The organism is Neptunomonas sp. (assembly GCF_016744175.1).
Classification (GTDB): domain Bacteria; phylum Pseudomonadota; class Gammaproteobacteria; order Pseudomonadales; family Balneatricaceae; genus Neptunomonas.
This window is the reverse complement of the sequence record NZ_JADGEV010000036.1, coordinates 25343-40806: the sequence shown is the minus strand read 5'-3', so window position 1 is coordinate 40806 and position 15464 is coordinate 25343. Positions and strand designations below refer to the sequence as shown.

At 41.6% G+C, this 15464-nt stretch carries 14 protein-coding genes and 1 pseudogene; 5 read left to right on the top strand and 10 right to left on the bottom strand.

Annotation, left to right across the window (positions count from 1 at the left end):
* Positions 1–819 precede the first annotated feature (819 nt).
* Both QZZ55_RS14955 and QZZ55_RS20030 read right to left on the bottom strand, forming a co-directional pair.
* Positions 820–1590, bottom strand: coding sequence for a DNA adenine methylase (locus QZZ55_RS14955; RefSeq protein WP_293268181.1), 771 nt, complete (start codon positions 1588–1590; stop codon positions 820–822).
* The gene (locus QZZ55_RS20030; protein WP_366512329.1) at positions 1541–1726 is read right to left on the bottom strand and encodes a Com family DNA-binding transcriptional regulator; all 186 of its coding nucleotides are present in this window, start codon (positions 1724–1726) and stop codon (positions 1541–1543) included. Before QZZ55_RS20030 ends, QZZ55_RS14955 begins: the two co-directional genes overlap by 50 nt.
* Positions 1727–2306: 580 nt before the next feature.
* Between QZZ55_RS20030 and QZZ55_RS14950 the strand changes: the two genes are divergently transcribed.
* Both QZZ55_RS14950 and QZZ55_RS14945 read left to right on the top strand, forming a co-directional pair.
* Positions 2307–3410 carry a hypothetical protein gene (locus QZZ55_RS14950; protein WP_293268180.1) on the top strand — a complete coding sequence of 368 codons (1104 nt, stop codon included), beginning with the start codon at positions 2307–2309 and terminating at the stop codon, positions 3408–3410.
* Positions 3411–3959: 549 nt separating this feature from the next.
* The gene (locus QZZ55_RS14945) at positions 3960–4442 is read left to right on the top strand and encodes a MazG-related protein (protein WP_293268178.1); all 483 of its coding nucleotides are present in this window, start codon (positions 3960–3962) and stop codon (positions 4440–4442) included.
* A 49-nt stretch (positions 4443–4491) separates the two neighbouring features.
* Here QZZ55_RS14945 and QZZ55_RS14940 read toward each other — a convergent pair whose 3' ends face one another.
* From QZZ55_RS14940 to QZZ55_RS14920, 5 genes are all read right to left on the bottom strand, one after another.
* Positions 4492–5100: a hypothetical protein gene (locus QZZ55_RS14940; RefSeq protein WP_293268177.1), complete on the bottom strand. Its 609-nt coding sequence runs from the start codon at positions 5098–5100 to the stop codon at positions 4492–4494.
* Positions 5100–6560, bottom strand: coding sequence for a hypothetical protein (locus QZZ55_RS14935; protein ID WP_293268176.1), 1461 nt, complete (start codon positions 6558–6560; stop codon positions 5100–5102). Before QZZ55_RS14935 ends, QZZ55_RS14940 begins: the two co-directional genes overlap by 1 nt.
* Positions 6560–6976, bottom strand: a complete 417-nt coding sequence (locus tag QZZ55_RS14930) for a hypothetical protein (protein WP_293268175.1) — start codon at positions 6974–6976, stop codon at positions 6560–6562. Before QZZ55_RS14930 ends, QZZ55_RS14935 begins: the two co-directional genes overlap by 1 nt.
* A 114-nt stretch (positions 6977–7090) precedes the next feature.
* Positions 7091–7534, bottom strand: a complete 444-nt coding sequence (locus QZZ55_RS14925; protein ID WP_293268174.1) for a Mor transcription activator family protein — start codon at positions 7532–7534, stop codon at positions 7091–7093.
* A gap of 220 nt (positions 7535–7754) precedes the next feature.
* Positions 7755–7886: a hypothetical protein gene (locus tag QZZ55_RS14920; RefSeq protein ID WP_293268172.1), complete on the bottom strand. Its 132-nt coding sequence runs from the start codon at positions 7884–7886 to the stop codon at positions 7755–7757.
* Positions 7887–8007: 121 nt separating this feature from the next.
* On the opposite strand from QZZ55_RS14920, the gene QZZ55_RS14915 reads away from it, so the two are divergent.
* Both QZZ55_RS14915 and QZZ55_RS14910 read left to right on the top strand, forming a co-directional pair.
* Positions 8008–9912 carry an OmpA family protein gene (locus QZZ55_RS14915; protein WP_293268171.1) on the top strand — a complete coding sequence of 635 codons (1905 nt, stop codon included), beginning with the start codon at positions 8008–8010 and terminating at the stop codon, positions 9910–9912.
* A 15-nt stretch (positions 9913–9927) separates the two neighbouring features.
* Complete coding sequence (locus QZZ55_RS14910; RefSeq protein WP_293268170.1) at positions 9928–10860, top strand: tetratricopeptide repeat protein; 933 nt, start codon at positions 9928–9930, stop codon at positions 10858–10860.
* A 266-nt stretch (positions 10861–11126) separates the two neighbouring features.
* On the opposite strand, the gene QZZ55_RS14905 is transcribed toward QZZ55_RS14910, so the two are convergent.
* Positions 11127–11432 carry a group I intron-associated PD-(D/E)XK endonuclease gene (locus tag QZZ55_RS14905; RefSeq protein ID WP_293268169.1) on the bottom strand — a complete coding sequence of 102 codons (306 nt, stop codon included), beginning with the start codon at positions 11430–11432 and terminating at the stop codon, positions 11127–11129.
* Between the two features lie 492 nt (positions 11433–11924).
* Between QZZ55_RS14905 and QZZ55_RS14900 the strand changes: the two genes are divergently transcribed.
* Complete coding sequence (locus tag QZZ55_RS14900; RefSeq protein WP_293268168.1) at positions 11925–12287, top strand: hypothetical protein; 363 nt, start codon at positions 11925–11927, stop codon at positions 12285–12287.
* A gap of 353 nt (positions 12288–12640) precedes the next feature.
* Here QZZ55_RS14900 and QZZ55_RS14895 read toward each other — a convergent pair.
* A pseudogene (locus QZZ55_RS14895) lies at positions 12641–13034 on the bottom strand (IS110 family transposase); the annotation flags it as partial.
* Positions 13035–13718: 684 nt separating this feature from the next.
* A complete protein-coding gene (locus QZZ55_RS14890; RefSeq protein WP_293268166.1) occupies positions 13719–15434 on the bottom strand; it encodes an autotransporter domain-containing protein in 1716 nt (571 codons plus the stop codon).
* Positions 15435–15464 lie beyond the last annotated feature (30 nt).

Below are 15464 nucleotides of genomic sequence, written 5' to 3'. Positions count from 1 at the left end.
GGCAGAGTGGTCATGCAGCGGACTGCAACTCCGTTAACGCCGGTTCGATTCCGACTCGCGCCTCCATTAAAATCAGTCACTTAGGTGGCTTTTTTTATGTCTACAATTTGCTTTCCGGCTATTTCCGAATACTTTTCCGAATATCCAGCATGTGTTTGTAAATTTGCGGTCTTTTTGGCACTGATTTGCGGTCTTTTTGGCACACGCTCTAATCCTTACTTCAGCTCAAACTGCCTATAAATAACACTCTTCAAGTACACCTCAATCACCACCTAAACGAACGAAGTAAAGTTATCAAATAGTGTTCTGAAATTTAGAGTCACTATCGAGTCATTTCTGTTCAAATATGGCTCTTCACCGTTTCTAGTGAGCTGGCGATATATATGCTGGTTTACATTAATTGTAACTAGAGCAATGCTTGTATTGCTCTTGGTGTTAAGATAAAAATAGAAGTAAATTAGACAAATGCTATGTGGAACGTTAAACCTAAGGTTGATATGACAATATTTGAGCTCATGATGACTTTGAGTGGGTTGGGGATAGTGACTATTTTTATTGTCTCCCTAGCTAATGCTTTTTACAGCAAGCAGAAAATAAAGAACGTATTAGAAACAATGGTTGTAGGTAGTAACGAGTACATTCTTAAGAAGAAGTGGACAGTCTATATATACATCTTCTTCTGGGTTGTTTTTACCCTCGGTTTTTTAGGAGGGGTGTATACCACATAACAAAAACATTTAAAGTCGCCTTTCGGACTGGGACGCGTTTCACGCGTCCGTATGCAAAGCGTTAGCGCACTTTTTGTCACACGATCAGTGCCTAGTTTATTTCGAAGTTTGTATAAATAAGCTCTTTTACAGCGACTGCTTTTGCTCCCCCTCCTACCGTGTATTTGTGATCTACTTCTTTTAGGTTTAATCCATTAAAAAGCGCCCGTATGTCAGGGTGATTGTTGATGCTGATTATCATGTTTCCTTGTATCGATTTTGCTAGTTCTGCCATGGTTTGGTATTCCTCGAAGGGGAAAGCAACTCCATAGCCTTCTGTCTGCCAATAGGGTGGGTCACAGTAGAATAAAGTGTGTGGGCGGTCATACTTCTTGATGATGGCTTTCCAGTCTAGGCTCTCTATTGTTGCTCCAGCTAAACGGTAATGAGCATCGGCTAAGTCTTGTTCCATAGTGAAGATATTGAACCGTGGACGATGGGTGGTACAGGTGCCGAAGGTTTGCCCTGTGACCTTACCGCCAAAAGCTATCTTTTGCAGATAAAGGAAGCGCGCCGCTCGTTGGATATCAGTCAGAGTTTCTACGGGAGTGGCTTGTAACCACTCCCAGTTTTGTCGACTGCAGAGCATCCATTTCAACTGTTTATATAGCTCTTCTAAGTGATGTTTTACTACCCGATATAAGTTCACCATATCGCCGTTGATATCATTGATGATCTCTGCTTTTGACGGCTCTTTCATAAAGAAGAGAGCCGCCGCTCCTGCGAACGGCTCAACATAGCATTGGTGATCGGGGAACAGCGGTAAGATATGTTTAGCCAGGCGACGTTTGCCGCCTATCCAGGGTGTGAGAGGTTTTGCCATGTGTTACTCCATCTTTAGTGATGGGGCTCACGGCCCTCTGAATGTGCCCACAACGTGGGCATTTGATTTCGATTGTATAAAAACTAGCTTTTGCTAATAATTTTTCACATTTAGTACAGCGTATATCCTTTAACATGTGTGAACCTATCGTTAGATTTGATAGGCTACCTCCGCCATGACGTCGTGGTGAGGGAGCCTTAGCTGGTTCACAGTATCCATGTACTGTGGATTGGGGTTCGATCAACTCTCTACAGGAGATCGAGCCGCTTCCTCTTGTCTTTTGATTTTCCCTTAGTGGCTTACACCTTCTTTATTTATGCCGACGTTGTCTGAAATATTGATTATCAACGCGGCGCGGCTCATTTAATTAAATTCGGCAGAATCTATTTAATCAGATGGTCTTAGTAAGGCTTACAGGAAGGGGTTCAGTGGTCTATATTAGTGGTACATCAATTAGCTGTGTCTTTGTCTGTTGAGTGTGTAATTATGGTCGTATCAGCAGAGATGAATGAGGCAGAATCTTTCCCTCTTAATTACTTAGCATTTATGAGGGCAGGATTTTTATTAGATGTATCAATAGGTTGTAATCCATATGAGCATCGTAAAAGGACTTATAGGGATTCCTGATAATAATTATTATGAGGACGCGTTCCTCATAAACAGACTGTTATACGTTTCAAGCAGTCTGGTGCATGAGATGATTAAAAGGATTTTAAATGAGTCAAAGTGTTATTGCAGATAACTGGTCATTACAAAATATTGGTGAGTTAATTAACTCAGGTATTGATGAAAGTGAATCTCACTACATCACGATTGATAAAGAGAAGGACAGCTATTCTTACGAAGCCAGTATCAGTGCAATTATCAATACCGAAGCATTATTCGATTTGATTACTGATATTATCCTTCGTGATCAAATCTTAGTAGAAGAAAACTTCATTAATGCATGGAATAGAGAAGGTAACCCTTTTCAAGAGGCACTTTCTCAGGGAGTTATACGTCCTTATCCGTTTTTAGTCGATTATAAAAAGCTCCAAGGACCGCGAGATGAATTTATTGAACGTTTGAGCCTCACATCAGATTTAAAGAAAGATCATGAAGAAAATCGAGTAGGTTTTCTCGAAAACAAAACTACTCCTCATAGCTATTTATCCCAAACACTTTGGGGTGGTGCTGGTATGCTAGCGAGAGGGTTTGTATATGAAAAAGGTTACACACCTCATCCTGTTAGAAAGCGTTTTTTTACAGAAGCTGGGATTTTACTTTCAAATGAAGACTCTGTTTTAAAATTAAATGATTTTGTATCTGATAAAAGAGCCTCTATTTCTTCGCTTCATAACTTAAATTCAGAGCTATACGCGCTAAATGTAAATATGCTCCCGTTACCGATTCGAGTTATACAAGAGTCAAATTCAGTAAAAGATTTGATTAAAGTTGCTCTAGAGTTGAGAGGAGAATACCAAGAATTAAGGGATTGGCTAAATTGTTATCAAATATCGTTAAGCGATGGTAGTTATAAGGACAAAGCTAAATTTTCTAAAATTCTCCATTCTATCTCTCAATATGTAGATTCAACAATGGGAACTGTGGATACCAATTCTCCTACTTTTACTGCTGGTATTGGGGTGCTGAAAGTTGCACTTAAGGGGCAACCAATTAATACACTTTCTAATCAATTTGGTATTCGTTCTATGGTTAACAAGCTTATCCTTAGTCAAAGTGGAACATCAGATATTAAAAAATATTTAGATTTTTTTGGACATCGGAATAGCGTTGTCGGTATGAAAGTGATTGAACATTTTTCGCGAAAAAACGTATAACAAGTCATTTCAGCAGGACAAAAAACAGCTGGTTTTTGCCTCTCAATGAGGCGTTAGCAGGCTTCCATTGATCAGGTAATAGGTTTAAAATAACACCAACGCTTAGATGCGATGGGCTAATACCCTTGGTGATGGTCGTGCCACCTAATACGGCAAATCTATATTTCCGCAATATCCTTCTACTTCACACCACTTAGGAGACATTGCACTTAATACTGCTGATGCAGTGATAAGGTGCTTATGTCTTTAAAAAAAATCTCTATCCGTATTCTGATCTCAGTGTTTATTATGCTTGGTTTGGTTGTAGCTTCTGTTATTTATGTTCATTATAGTGACAACAAAGCACAGGCTAGCAACGAAATCTGGCAGCATTTCAAAACAATATCTTTGGTTATGGTAAGCCACTTTTTTGGCTCCAAATATACATCGCCCAGCTAACAAGGCTATCAAAAACCGTTCCGGCCAAAAAAACGGCCTCCACTGGACGCGCTAGCGCGCGTCTTTTATAGCGGCGTTATAGCGCAGGGTCAAATTAGCAGAGGGTTCAGGATGAGCGATAGAGTTAAAGTAGCATTGGAATGGTTGAATAACCTACTAGAATCGCAACAAGTAGCGTATCAAATCGTTGGTGGGCTTGCGGCAACAATTCATGGTGGTAGCCGAGAGGTCGCTGATATTGACCTCTACATTAAAAAAGCCGATGCGGCTAAAGTTCTATCGGAGGTTACCCCCTATATTTCTAAGCCGCTAACTCATTGCGTCGAGGGCTCATGGGATTTAGAGTACTTTCAGTTAATCTACCAATCACAAAAAATAGAAATCGGTTTGTTTCCGGGAACCAAAATTCAATCATCCGAAAATGGTTCTTGGTATGAGTTACATACAGACTTTTCTGCGTCGGTTGTCAAGAGTTACTTAGGCATGGAAGTTCCAGTTATTCCAATTCCAGAACTGATCAGTTACAAACGTTTACTGGGACGAGAAGTTGACCATATTGATGTCCAAGAATTGTTGCAAGTATCAGCGCTATAACAAAGCATTACAGCGGACAAGCTGCTGAATGCGGCGTTTTTTTCTTCACCTAAACAACAAACCCCGCCACAAAGCCACTCAGTGCCGCATCCAGTTCAACCTGGTTAGTGGCACTGATCGCTGCTGTTAACGCGGCCACTTTAGCCATAAACCCTGTTTGATAGACTATGGATATTTGCGTCGCCACATTACGTGTTTCTGCAATGGAGAGTGCGTGAGTTGTACCGGTGGCATCCACAATACTACAGCTGCTACCGCCCATATTCACGACCATGTCTGCTGAGCCATTAATTACCACCGCCGACTGCCAACCGCCTTGATAGTTGATACCATCGACGCCAACCGCACGCTTCGATATCTCATCATGAGCCTGCTCTATTTGATCAATAACGGCCTGTTTATCTGCGGTTATATCGTCAGGGTTACGGGCTATAGCAACATAGATGACATCGACTTGATTGCCGTTGACCTCGTAACGATCAATCGCTAGTGCTTGGGTTAACGGGTCATATGATGGTTGAATACTCACTTCAGGTAGCAGCTCAGAATTAGCCTGCAAGGCCACATCATTACTGTAGAACGTCCCCTGATACACCGTGCCTTTCCTGATACTGGTATTGAGGATTTGTTGTCCAACCACATGTGCATACTGGCGCATTATGTATTCCTCGCGATGATGGTATTGCCGACTTGATGAAGCGTGATAATTTGCGATGTCTGAATGTCGTATTCATGCAATGTTTTTGTATTTCCGAACGCAATAACACGCGACCCGTCATTAATAAATGTGCTGCGTCTGGGGACATTCATATCAGCGTAAAGTGAGGTGGATACTTCTGCTAGCGTTGCACCAACTGGATTGCCTATGCTTGGAAACGCCCACTTTTCCAGGCGGCGACCATGCGTGTCATCGTTATACCCATTCGTAATAATAAGGCCGGAATGATTAGGCAAGATTGTTAGGCTAGCCAACCCCATATTTGATGATGTTATTTGCGTGCTTCCAGCTGGGCCGCTGGCTATGCTGGATATGTCAAATGCGGTTGGTATATCCCACCACAGCAAACTCGAATCACCGTCAACCACGTAAAAACGTGCACCATCACCCGAAAATGCCATTGCATATATATAGCCAATCGAACTGTAATGAGCCGGAGCAATAACGCCTATTTTTGTCAGGGTTGTAGCGTCCCATGGAGTTGATAACGTCCAGTAAGCAACTTCATTTGATGCCCATTTGCGTACGACCATTTTTGTGCCATCGTCACTGATTGCAAACACATCCAACCCTGTGAACGTGTAATCAATCGTATGGGATGAGTGAAGCGTGATCGAGTCAAGTCCTTGGTTGCAGTGATACACCGTAATGATGGAGGCATTTGAGCTGCCTTTGCCCATAACAATCAGCTTGTCACCTGCGTTACTAAGCTTCATTTCAGCTAACTCAGAACCCGCCGCCGCATCTGGCGTGAACGTGCGCCCTGTTTTTTTCATCTGCGAGACGGAATACCCCGCCAGCAATGCCACACTCGAAAAATCGATATTACTGGTAACGGCGTAACTTCCAAGATTGGTGCCATTCAGATAGGCAACCGAACGCTCATTGCCTGTGGGTAGATTGATAGCATTGAGGGTGACATCACCGGTGAGTGTTAACTCAAAAACTGTGGCCGCTTTTAGGTTCAAATCAACAGTGCCGGTGGCGGCGTTATTGATATACGCGGGATGTGCAAAACCACCTATCCAAGCTACACCCATTTCATTACTAAGAACGGTTAAGCGCTTTCCTGCATTACCGGTCAGAGAGGGTAAACCCATCGCAGACATAACAGCAGCGGCTAGCGCTTCAATAGAGTCTTTGTAGTCGCTGGCTTGTGTTGCTTTGTTTGTCGCCACTGTTGCTGCGTTTTGCGCTGTATCACTATCAGCACTGGCCGATTGCGCGGCACTGTTAATCTCTATTTGCAGCTGGTTGGCTTCTTGGCCCCAGGTGTTGAGTTCGGTATCTAGCGTCTCTAGTCGGTTAAGCGCTGCGTCCATCTGAGGCACATAGATACGGCCTTCGGTTAGGCGTTTGGGAAACGGGGGGAATACTGCAATCTGTTGGTCAATAGCCATTATCTGAGTCCTAATATTTCCATGTTGCATTGGGTTTCTGTCGCGTAAGGAACGACCTGATAAAAGTCGGTGCAGATACCGAATACACGGTAGGTTTCGTGGTCTGTGTCATCGTTGTTCGCATCAAAGACAATAGGCACTCCGGCCAGCTTGTTAATCTGGCGAGTAACACGGTCTATTTCAGGCTGGTTATTGGTGGTCTGCACCCAGATATCCACGGTGAGGCGCTTTGCATTAAGCGGGATATTGCCCACACTCCATTCGCCGTATTGATTAATGGCCGTGTCGTTATAGTTGGCGATACCGTTCTTGATACCCCATTTAGATTCGCCGATATATTCAGAGCGGCCCGCCACACAGTTGGCGCATTCGGCCATGCTGCCAGGGATAGCGAGTCGTGGTAGTTTTTCAAACATGCTGACATTCCTTATTGTTTGCGTAAACGCTAGATCAATAGTGGTGATATCAGCAGTGTATTAAGTGTGGTGCGAAGGGATTAGGGGAAGGAGTTAAGTGGCTGCTCAAATGGCTTAGTTAAATAGATCAGGCGTGGCAGGTTCAATCTGGATCGGCGTCTCTTTCAAAATACGCCACACCCACCGATCAGTCAGCTTGTACTTTAAAGCCAGCTCAGTCACGGCAGCGTTGGCCGTTGTTCCATCACGTACCGCCGCTTCAAATGCAGAGCAGATATCTAGATCACGCAAACGACGAACGGCCACATGACACTGGGGTATATACAGCGGCTCACCGCCAGAATATAACGCCAGCTTTTGGGTTTCATCATGGCCTATCTGTTGAGACAAAGCATCAAGCGCCGCACGACCCAAACGGTTAACCTCCAAGCGCATCGGCAATGTAGTACCGCCCAACCGTTCTAATAACTTGAGTGTGGCAGGCATACCGATGGCCGCTGCCACCGCATGGATCGAGTCGGGTAATAGGCTTTGTAGTTTGGCGATTTGAGTAGTCATTTGAACAGCCTCAAGGGTGATGCTGTTCAGTGTAAGGGGGCGTCGCGCTAGAAAAAAATGTTATTTATTGGCGGTTTTGTTTGTTTAGAAACTAAAGCGGAAAAAAATTATGATTTCGAATTACTCTCTACGATCAATCATTATCGTCAAATGCTTTTACACAAGCACTAGCGGCATAAGAGACTGGTATTGCAAAAGATATCATAGATAGGTAGTAAGCCTATTCAGGGACATGAGAGCTGCCGCCAAAATAGTCGACGACATAATCTGCCCCTACTACCATTAAAAGCAATATCACTAATAGCAGTGCAGTGGTTTTTAGTTTTAGTTGGTTCTTTTTAGATATTCTCATTTTTTAGAATTACGCCTTAACGGAAAGAATAAATATCAAAATAACTTATATTGTGTTTTGTAATTGCACCGTGAGAGTATAAAGGCCAGTGTTTATCTCGTTGAGAAAGAGGAAATGCATTATGAGTAGGAAGTCAAAAATAACACTTGGTGACCCGATTAATGAAAAAGAATTCGTTTCTCAGCCTGAAAATGGAGTGGGGTTCGAATTTGGAAAATCGGTACCTGACCTTAAAACACAGAAAAATTTGATTCAATATTTCGATAAAATACAGCACGATATTGTTGGCACTCATAATAAAGTCATTATTCGCGGTTATGCCAGCCATCCAGGTTCAAATTCATTTAATCGTAATCTATCTCTTAAACGAGCCCAATGGCTAAAAGCATGGCTAGTCGATCAAGGAGTAGATTCTGAGAGAATAAGCGTGATCCCGATGGGGGAGTGGGCTGTAGAGCCTGGAATAGATGAACCAGAAAACCCTAATGCTGAATATGATGTGGCCGAGAGTCGCAGTGCTCTTATTGACATTGAATATAATAATGTCCCGGATCCTATCCCAGAAAAGGAGGAAGGCGTAAAGGATGAATCAGAACTGACAGAGCTTAGAAATGAACGTTTTCCTGATAACTTTGATCAAGACTGGGTAGATGGAAAAGAGCTATTCCAGAAGTTGGTTGAACCTGAGGCTGACCTAATAAGACGGGATATAGCGCTGCCTGAAAATCCGATTATGGCTGCTCCATCTGACAATCAAGAAGAATTTCAAGAGCAAGTTTGGGGTATTTTAAAAGGCGGGAGAAAAATCAATCCATTACAAGTGGGTAAAACTTTAGGTAAATCGATATTAGGTAGTTTTGTTGATCTTGCTATATCGAACTTAACTGGAGAGATTGCTGATCAACGATATGACATGTATCAAGCCCTTTCAATAGCAGTAGCCGCTGGTATCGATGAAAATTATGATGCTGACCTAAAAAGTATGACAGATGTTCAAAGGGCTCTTTACAATCATTTACTACCGAAAGTAGAAAAATTAAGCACTAGAGAGAAACATGCAATACAGGCTTACTTAGTAGAAAAAGATCAAGGACCTAATGTGAGTGCAAATCCTACACGGCTTTCTGAGGGAAGACTTGATGCGATTTTTAGCGGTCACACGATACAATCTGGAGCGGAAAAAGCATTTAACGCTTCGGAGTATAGATACAAATCTAGCTATGATGAATCAGGTCTCTATTTTATTGAAAGTAATGGTATTTTAATTATACAAAGTTGGGCTGTTACTGTAGATGATATAAACCAGCAAGTCAGTGAGATGATAAAAGCGGCTGAAGTAACTGATCAAGCCGGCAATAGTGTTACTTTAGACCCTTCTGACTCAGCATCCGCGCAAGACCCCTGGGGTTCAGATGAGGTTAGTTTTGATTCAGTAGAATTGGATATGGACGGTCATCCTGACTCAGACGAACCTCAAGTAGCTGAAGGCATTACTTCTTACCCAAATGGTCCCGTCGGTAATGATATTATTTTACAACCCTTTGATCCAGCTGAGCCTCAATTAGTTGACGGTCATTTTTATACAGGTGTCCCAGATGGGCCTCAATTAGAATGCTTACCTAATGAAGAAGGTATTGCTGATAATGACATTATGACACCCCCCTCTGGTGCAACACCTATACAGAACCCTTGGGATACAGATGAGGATAGTATGGTTTTACTTTCGTCGTCCGATCATGCTGAGGTAACAACTGCAGAGTCGGATATGAGCTATCCTGATCCAGATGAACCAAATGACTTGTTCGACGAGCATGATAAGGAAGATAACAAGGATGGCGAGGATACTAAGGATGGCGAGGATACTAAGGATGGTGAAGATAACAAGGACGGTGAAGATCATTATGAGCATGGCGAAGTTGAAGAATCGAAGGAAAGTATAAATTCATGTGATGATGAACCACCATCGCCGCCTCCATCAGCAGATGCCGCAGCTGCAGAAAATGCATCAGATGCACCAGCCGCCTAACTGGGAGTAAACTTTATGGAATCTAAGTTTAAATTAGCCAATCAGTACTTTAATAAAAATCAAATTACCTTGGCACGCCCACTCTTTGCAGAAGTACTAGAAAATTCTGATAAAAATTTTGAGGCGTTATATAAGTTGGGTGTATGTGACTTTAGGCTTGAAAAATTCAAGGAAGCTGGGGATAGCTTTAGTGCTTTGATCGAGGTTGAACCAAGAAACTCATTGGCTTGGTATTATTTAGGGCTGACAAAAGAGAGGAGGGGAGATAAAGATAAAGCGATAGAAAAGTATCATATGGCTTTATTGATTGACCCTGATTTGGAAGTCGCTCAGAAAAAACTTTCCGAACTAGGCATAGAGCCAACTGTCGCTGATCAACCAAAACAAACTGTTTTTCAAACACAAGATGAAGATGGCCCTGGCTTGTTGCTGTATTCGTCAAAGTATAGACGTCCAACAAGCTTTTCTATTCATATTATTATGTTGTTGATTGGTAGTGTATTGTTTCTAATCCTCTTTTTAGATTTGGATAAGCGCTTGATACACACCTATTTTGGCCGTTTTAGAGATATAATAGGATTTGCTGCAATAATATTCTTTTTACCTACATTTGTAGATATAATACTCCGCTCTGTTACTACCAAATATGATATATATGAAAGGCGAATTGATATACGTAAAGGCATTTTATTCCGGACACACACTTCCATTTGGTTGTTTGAAATTATTAATATTGAGTTATCTGAAAATCCTGTGGAGCTATTAACAAGGAATTCTCGCATTGCTCTCCAAACTCAAGATAAGTCGTACCCCCTTTTAGGCTTAGTTAAACCGAAAAGAGAGGGTAAATCCAAGTTGCGAACAATTAATTTTAACTTGGCACTTTTTGATGAATTACGTAGCGCTGTTAGAGAGCAAAGGGGGGCTGTAAAAAAAGTTTGGATATGATTTTTGCTTCAAAACTTTGTTTTGGATGGGTGTATAACCAGTGAGTTGCAAGGTTGTTATCCTGCAGCTCATTGATGTTTCAGCGGTTAAATGCGCTGAAATGCTTTTGCAAAGTTTTTTTCATGCTGGTGGAATCGCATATGGCCATCTGAGTTTAGCTTCTTGCTTTTCTCTCTGAATGGGTGCGTGATATACCCCCAATTTCCAGTATGGGAAAAGAAAATCACATAATCGATTTTGATATCCCCCCATTGGTTTTGAACAGTTTACTCTTCGTCATTTGAGGCTAACGACTTTACTTGTATGCGGTAAAAGTTTGAGTCGTCAACAATAACTAAATCTGTTTTTGATCCATGATCGACAAGGGGCATCAATACTTCCCAGCCGTCATTAGTAAACCAGCTAGCGGCAAGTGTTTCGTATGAGATATTTTTGTAATGTTTTGAAGCGGGTAATGTGCGAACAGCATTTTTAACAGGTATATGAATACCAAAATCAATGCCAGAAGAGCGAATGGCTGTGCTCTTTCTGGTAAGGGTAAGCTGGTTGCTTAGCCCCCAATTTAGTATCACCGTACAAGTATAACTTGTACCTAATGATAAAGGCTGCCTGCCTTGGTATGCTCCTGATTAGGAAAATTACCATTAATATCACTATCAGACTTTAGATGCCTGTGATAACGAGTGAGCATTAAATTTATTATTTAGGCTGCCGTTTGTCAAGATGCCTCGTTTCTGTCTACATTAGGCAAGGCGAATTTAATTTATGTAATGTTTGCTCTACTGGCAGCGCCAATTTCATATGAAATATACCGCATAGGCTCAATGTTGCTATCGTATGGCAGCGTCGACCAAGAGCTATTTTATGCTCATCTTGGAGTGCGGCTAAGTTTAGTGGCAGTTGTAGTAGTTTGTTTTTATAATAGCGTACAACTGCATAAAATTTTAACAAGGTCATCAACCTGATGTAGTTTACTACGCTCCGTTTTGCGGTGGCTTCGCCACTTTACCGCAAAACCACACTACACAAACCACGCTAATTATAACGGCGTTATGAGTTATCAAATGAACAGAATTATCGTTTTATTATTCGCAATTGTATTAGTCAGTTGCAGTAAGCCAATTGATATTCAGTTAGAACCTGAAGTTGAAGTGTTTTTTAGCAATGATGCCGATCAGAGAATAAGTCTCACTAAGAAAGATGAAGTATATGTTGTTCTAAATGAATGGTTACATAATAACAGAGCAGGTTGGTATGCAACGTCTGGTCGTTACCCAGGTGGTGTATATATAAAATCTGGGATATATGGTATTCAAGTAACTGAATCAAAAGTAGTCATTTACTCAACAAGTAAGAAACCCAAAGCAATATATATCCAAGATATTCAAAGAGGTGAATTAAGTAAAGTAATTCACTTAGGAGAGTAAACTTATAACAAGAGACTATGGCGTCAATAGCTAACTTAGGCTTTTGCCGCATCCCACTGTCAAGTTCACCCGCACTCATACTTGCTTTTCTTTAAGCTTTTTTCTCAAAATAGGATGAGTTAACACATTGAATGAGGCCGGTAATGTCATCGGTTTTTATGCTGGTATTCGTGGATTACTCATTCTTCAATGAGCAGCGCCTACCTTACTACTTTCTTGAATGAGGGGGCGTCGTGGTACCGATCTTCAGTCTATGTTCGAGGATCAACTACTCACGTAGTTGCCTGCCTAACGCCGTCGGAGCTTATGCCACTGCCGTGGTCCGATCCGATGCACTAACTCAAAACTGATCATTATGCAGGCACCCGTGATAAATGATTGAGAGGATTAACAGGCGATTGCACCACTTCTCTGGCGATAGCCCAGATATACGCAATCATCTCGCACGCAATGGCCGTGATCACGTCATTGTAGTGTTTGCCCCGTTTTATCAATCATTTGTATCGCTTTAACAACGAGGTAATAGCGCCAGTTTTTTACCTGATGGATCAACTCATTATCTAAACGTTCAAGCCGTTTAACGCGCTCAGTAATCGTTTGTATGTACTCTTGGAGAACGATCTGTTGGCTAGGATAAGGCAGAATGAGTTCGGTTAACCAACGCAGATGTTTTTGCGACCAGTTATCCGTGACCGTCGGCTTGATATTGTTACGCAGCAACAATGCTTTAAGCTGATATTCTGTGTCATTTTCCTACGGGAGTAAGGACGAATTTCTAATCGAGCAGCGAACCGCTGCCGGTGAAATAGTTTCCCTTTCACGGTTATTTGACTCTATTCATACGTCTAATGCTCCTCCGATTAATGCTTATGTAAAAGCACAAAGGGAAATATTAACCGAAGCATCCTCATTCTGAGTGATTACTTCTAGTAGCGAAACTATTTTCTTTGGATTAGATTCAACGTCAAGCGCAAAGAATAATACTCTATCAATTACTACAAAAGATGATTCTTCCCACTATCTATATATTAGTTGCTGATAGCAAAGAATTGACTAGAGAACTACTTAAAGAATTATTACTTTAAAGGCATGAAATAATGGAACTATTAAAAAAGTACAAAGAAGTACGACATCAAGATAGATGAAATATAATAAGTGCTTTCTATGGAAAAATATTCTCGTAAACCATTAGCATTAATGATGAAGTAGTCCGCATTGTTTGGTAAATGGTTACTGAAAATTAAGAATATATAAAAGCATTAGGGCTAGTGCCACAGCCTGCGGACTTTCTTCCTGTAAGAATCTGTACTCATCCAAACCTTCCCTAGGTTTGAATATCAAGGAAGGTACGAATAAGTCCAATATTAGAGTTACGACCTTCCTATCTATGTGATCCGTAGAATAGTAAAAGGGTGCTTGTTCGCAGATCCCCTAAAACTCTGCGCGCATGCCTAAACGAATAGTGTTTTCGCTCCATACATTATTAGATAAAAGCGTACTATAGCTAACAAACCCAGATGCCCCATGTTTGAGTTGTACGGATGTACCTATACTCAGTGTCATATAGTTTCTATCAGGGTTGTCAGTCGTGATTTGTAGTTGGTTGGAAGCAAAATCACCGCTAAAGCTTCCAGATATAGTTTGTGAGTCCTGCTTAAACTCGTGTAATAAACCGAGTTCGGCATAGGGAATCAGGACTCCCCAGCTGGTACTCTGCGCATATGAAACCTTTCCGCCCACTTGAAGGGTTAGCCATTTTTGATCTGTACTCTCTATTTGCGTACCCCAACCACTTCCTAAAGCAGTGGGAGCAGAGGATTGTTCAGTGATTTGGTTTGCATTTGCGCGAGTATATTCCAAATCTACTTTCGGGCTGAAAGACCAAGCTCCTTTGTTATAGTCGCGGCCTAAACCCAGTACGAGTGAATAAACATCGCCGCTATAATCCGCTGTAAAAACTTGGTTTACATTGACTGTATTGTCTAGTTGGTAGCTTATATGGCGCTTTTGATCGAAATTATTTTTTCCATAAGTTGCTGAAAAATCAACATAATAGCCGCGGGTGGTGTAATAGCTACCGTAAGTGCTTAGGCTATATCCTCTAGTATCTAGTTCGGTTTTACTATTGTTAAAATTTGTATCGGTATTCATATATCCCAGTGCAATACCTAAGAAGAATTGATCTGAAATACGGTAATCGACTCCGGCGGTAATACCATAAGTGTCAAAGTCTAAACCTGATTCTAGGCTTGATTCTTCCTTTTCTCCGGTAGATATTGTGCCCGTTATAAATGCACCTAATTTTTGTCCAAATAAGATACTATCGTCAGCACTAGCTCCGCCGCCTTTCATACGAAGAGGGGTCTGAGCAAGTTGGCCGATCGGCATATTTTGGTCTTCTGTTTGGAGATTAAGGCCGGTAAGAGAAATACCAAAAGCTCCATTTCTTAGAGCGCTGATACGTGAATTAATATTACTTGTCTGGGTTGCGCCCCCTTTTTGTGTAGTTTGGTTAGCTTTTGTTGCTGTCTCTGGTGTGATTTGTGCCAAGGCGGTAGATGTCGCAGCATTACCATCAAAGGCTGATTGGACGAGTGAATTACAATCTCTTTGCAATGCCGCTGTTATATTGCCACTAACACATGCAGTAGAAATAGCCTCGCTAGTCGCAATAATATTGGGGTTTCCATTAGAAAATTTTATAAGTTCATCTTTTACTAAGTCTGTCGTTGATTTTGTACTGGCTGTCCCTGTCAAAGAGATCTCAGTGGCCGTATTACCAACATTGATATCAAAGCTACTCGGGTAGCTTCCATTGGCTGTTGGCTCAAAAGCAACTTGTACGTCACAACTAGCGTTTGTTGTACTGACAAATGAAGGGCAGTTGTTAGTACTAATTAAAAACGGGCTATTCGGGGAGCCAATAAAGAGATCGCTGCCCGCGTCTGTAGAATCGAATAACACATTTATAGTGATGAGTTTGGGCGATTGACCAACAACTACTTCGCCAAAGTCTAAGGATGTTGGGGTGATTGAGGCAGCAAGCAATGCTTTGGAGACAAGGCATTGTAAAAGTATGAGTAAGGTGAAATATTTTAATGGGCCACTTGCCTTAACTAATGACAACAGTGCAGCAGGCTTAATCATGACTAGCTCCTTTATTATTTGTACAAGCTC

Coding starts and splice junctions, on each gene's coding strand:
- QZZ55_RS14955 (WP_293268181.1), bottom strand. CDS start 1,590: ATGGCAAAACCTCTCACACCCTGGATAGGCGGCAAACGTCGCCTGGCT.
- QZZ55_RS20030 (WP_366512329.1), bottom strand. CDS start 1,726: ATGTTAAAGGATATACGCTGTACTAAATGTGAAAAATTATTAGCAAAA.
- QZZ55_RS14950 (WP_293268180.1), top strand. CDS start 2,307: ATGAGTCAAAGTGTTATTGCAGATAACTGGTCATTACAAAATATTGGT.
- QZZ55_RS14945 (WP_293268178.1), top strand. CDS start 3,960: ATGAGCGATAGAGTTAAAGTAGCATTGGAATGGTTGAATAACCTACTA.
- QZZ55_RS14940 (WP_293268177.1), bottom strand. CDS start 5,100: ATGCGCCAGTATGCACATGTGGTTGGACAACAAATCCTCAATACCAGT.
- QZZ55_RS14935 (WP_293268176.1), bottom strand. CDS start 6,560: ATGGCTATTGACCAACAGATTGCAGTATTCCCCCCGTTTCCCAAACGC.
- QZZ55_RS14930 (WP_293268175.1), bottom strand. CDS start 6,976: ATGTTTGAAAAACTACCACGACTCGCTATCCCTGGCAGCATGGCCGAA.
- QZZ55_RS14925 (WP_293268174.1), bottom strand. CDS start 7,534: ATGACTACTCAAATCGCCAAACTACAAAGCCTATTACCCGACTCGATC.
- QZZ55_RS14920 (WP_293268172.1), bottom strand. CDS start 7,886: ATGAGAATATCTAAAAAGAACCAACTAAAACTAAAAACCACTGCACTG.
- QZZ55_RS14915 (WP_293268171.1), top strand. CDS start 8,008: ATGAGTAGGAAGTCAAAAATAACACTTGGTGACCCGATTAATGAAAAA.
- QZZ55_RS14910 (WP_293268170.1), top strand. CDS start 9,928: ATGGAATCTAAGTTTAAATTAGCCAATCAGTACTTTAATAAAAATCAA.
- QZZ55_RS14900 (WP_293268168.1), top strand. CDS start 11,925: ATGAACAGAATTATCGTTTTATTATTCGCAATTGTATTAGTCAGTTGC.
- QZZ55_RS14890 (WP_293268166.1), bottom strand. CDS start 15,434: ATGATTAAGCCTGCTGCACTGTTGTCATTAGTTAAGGCAAGTGGCCCA.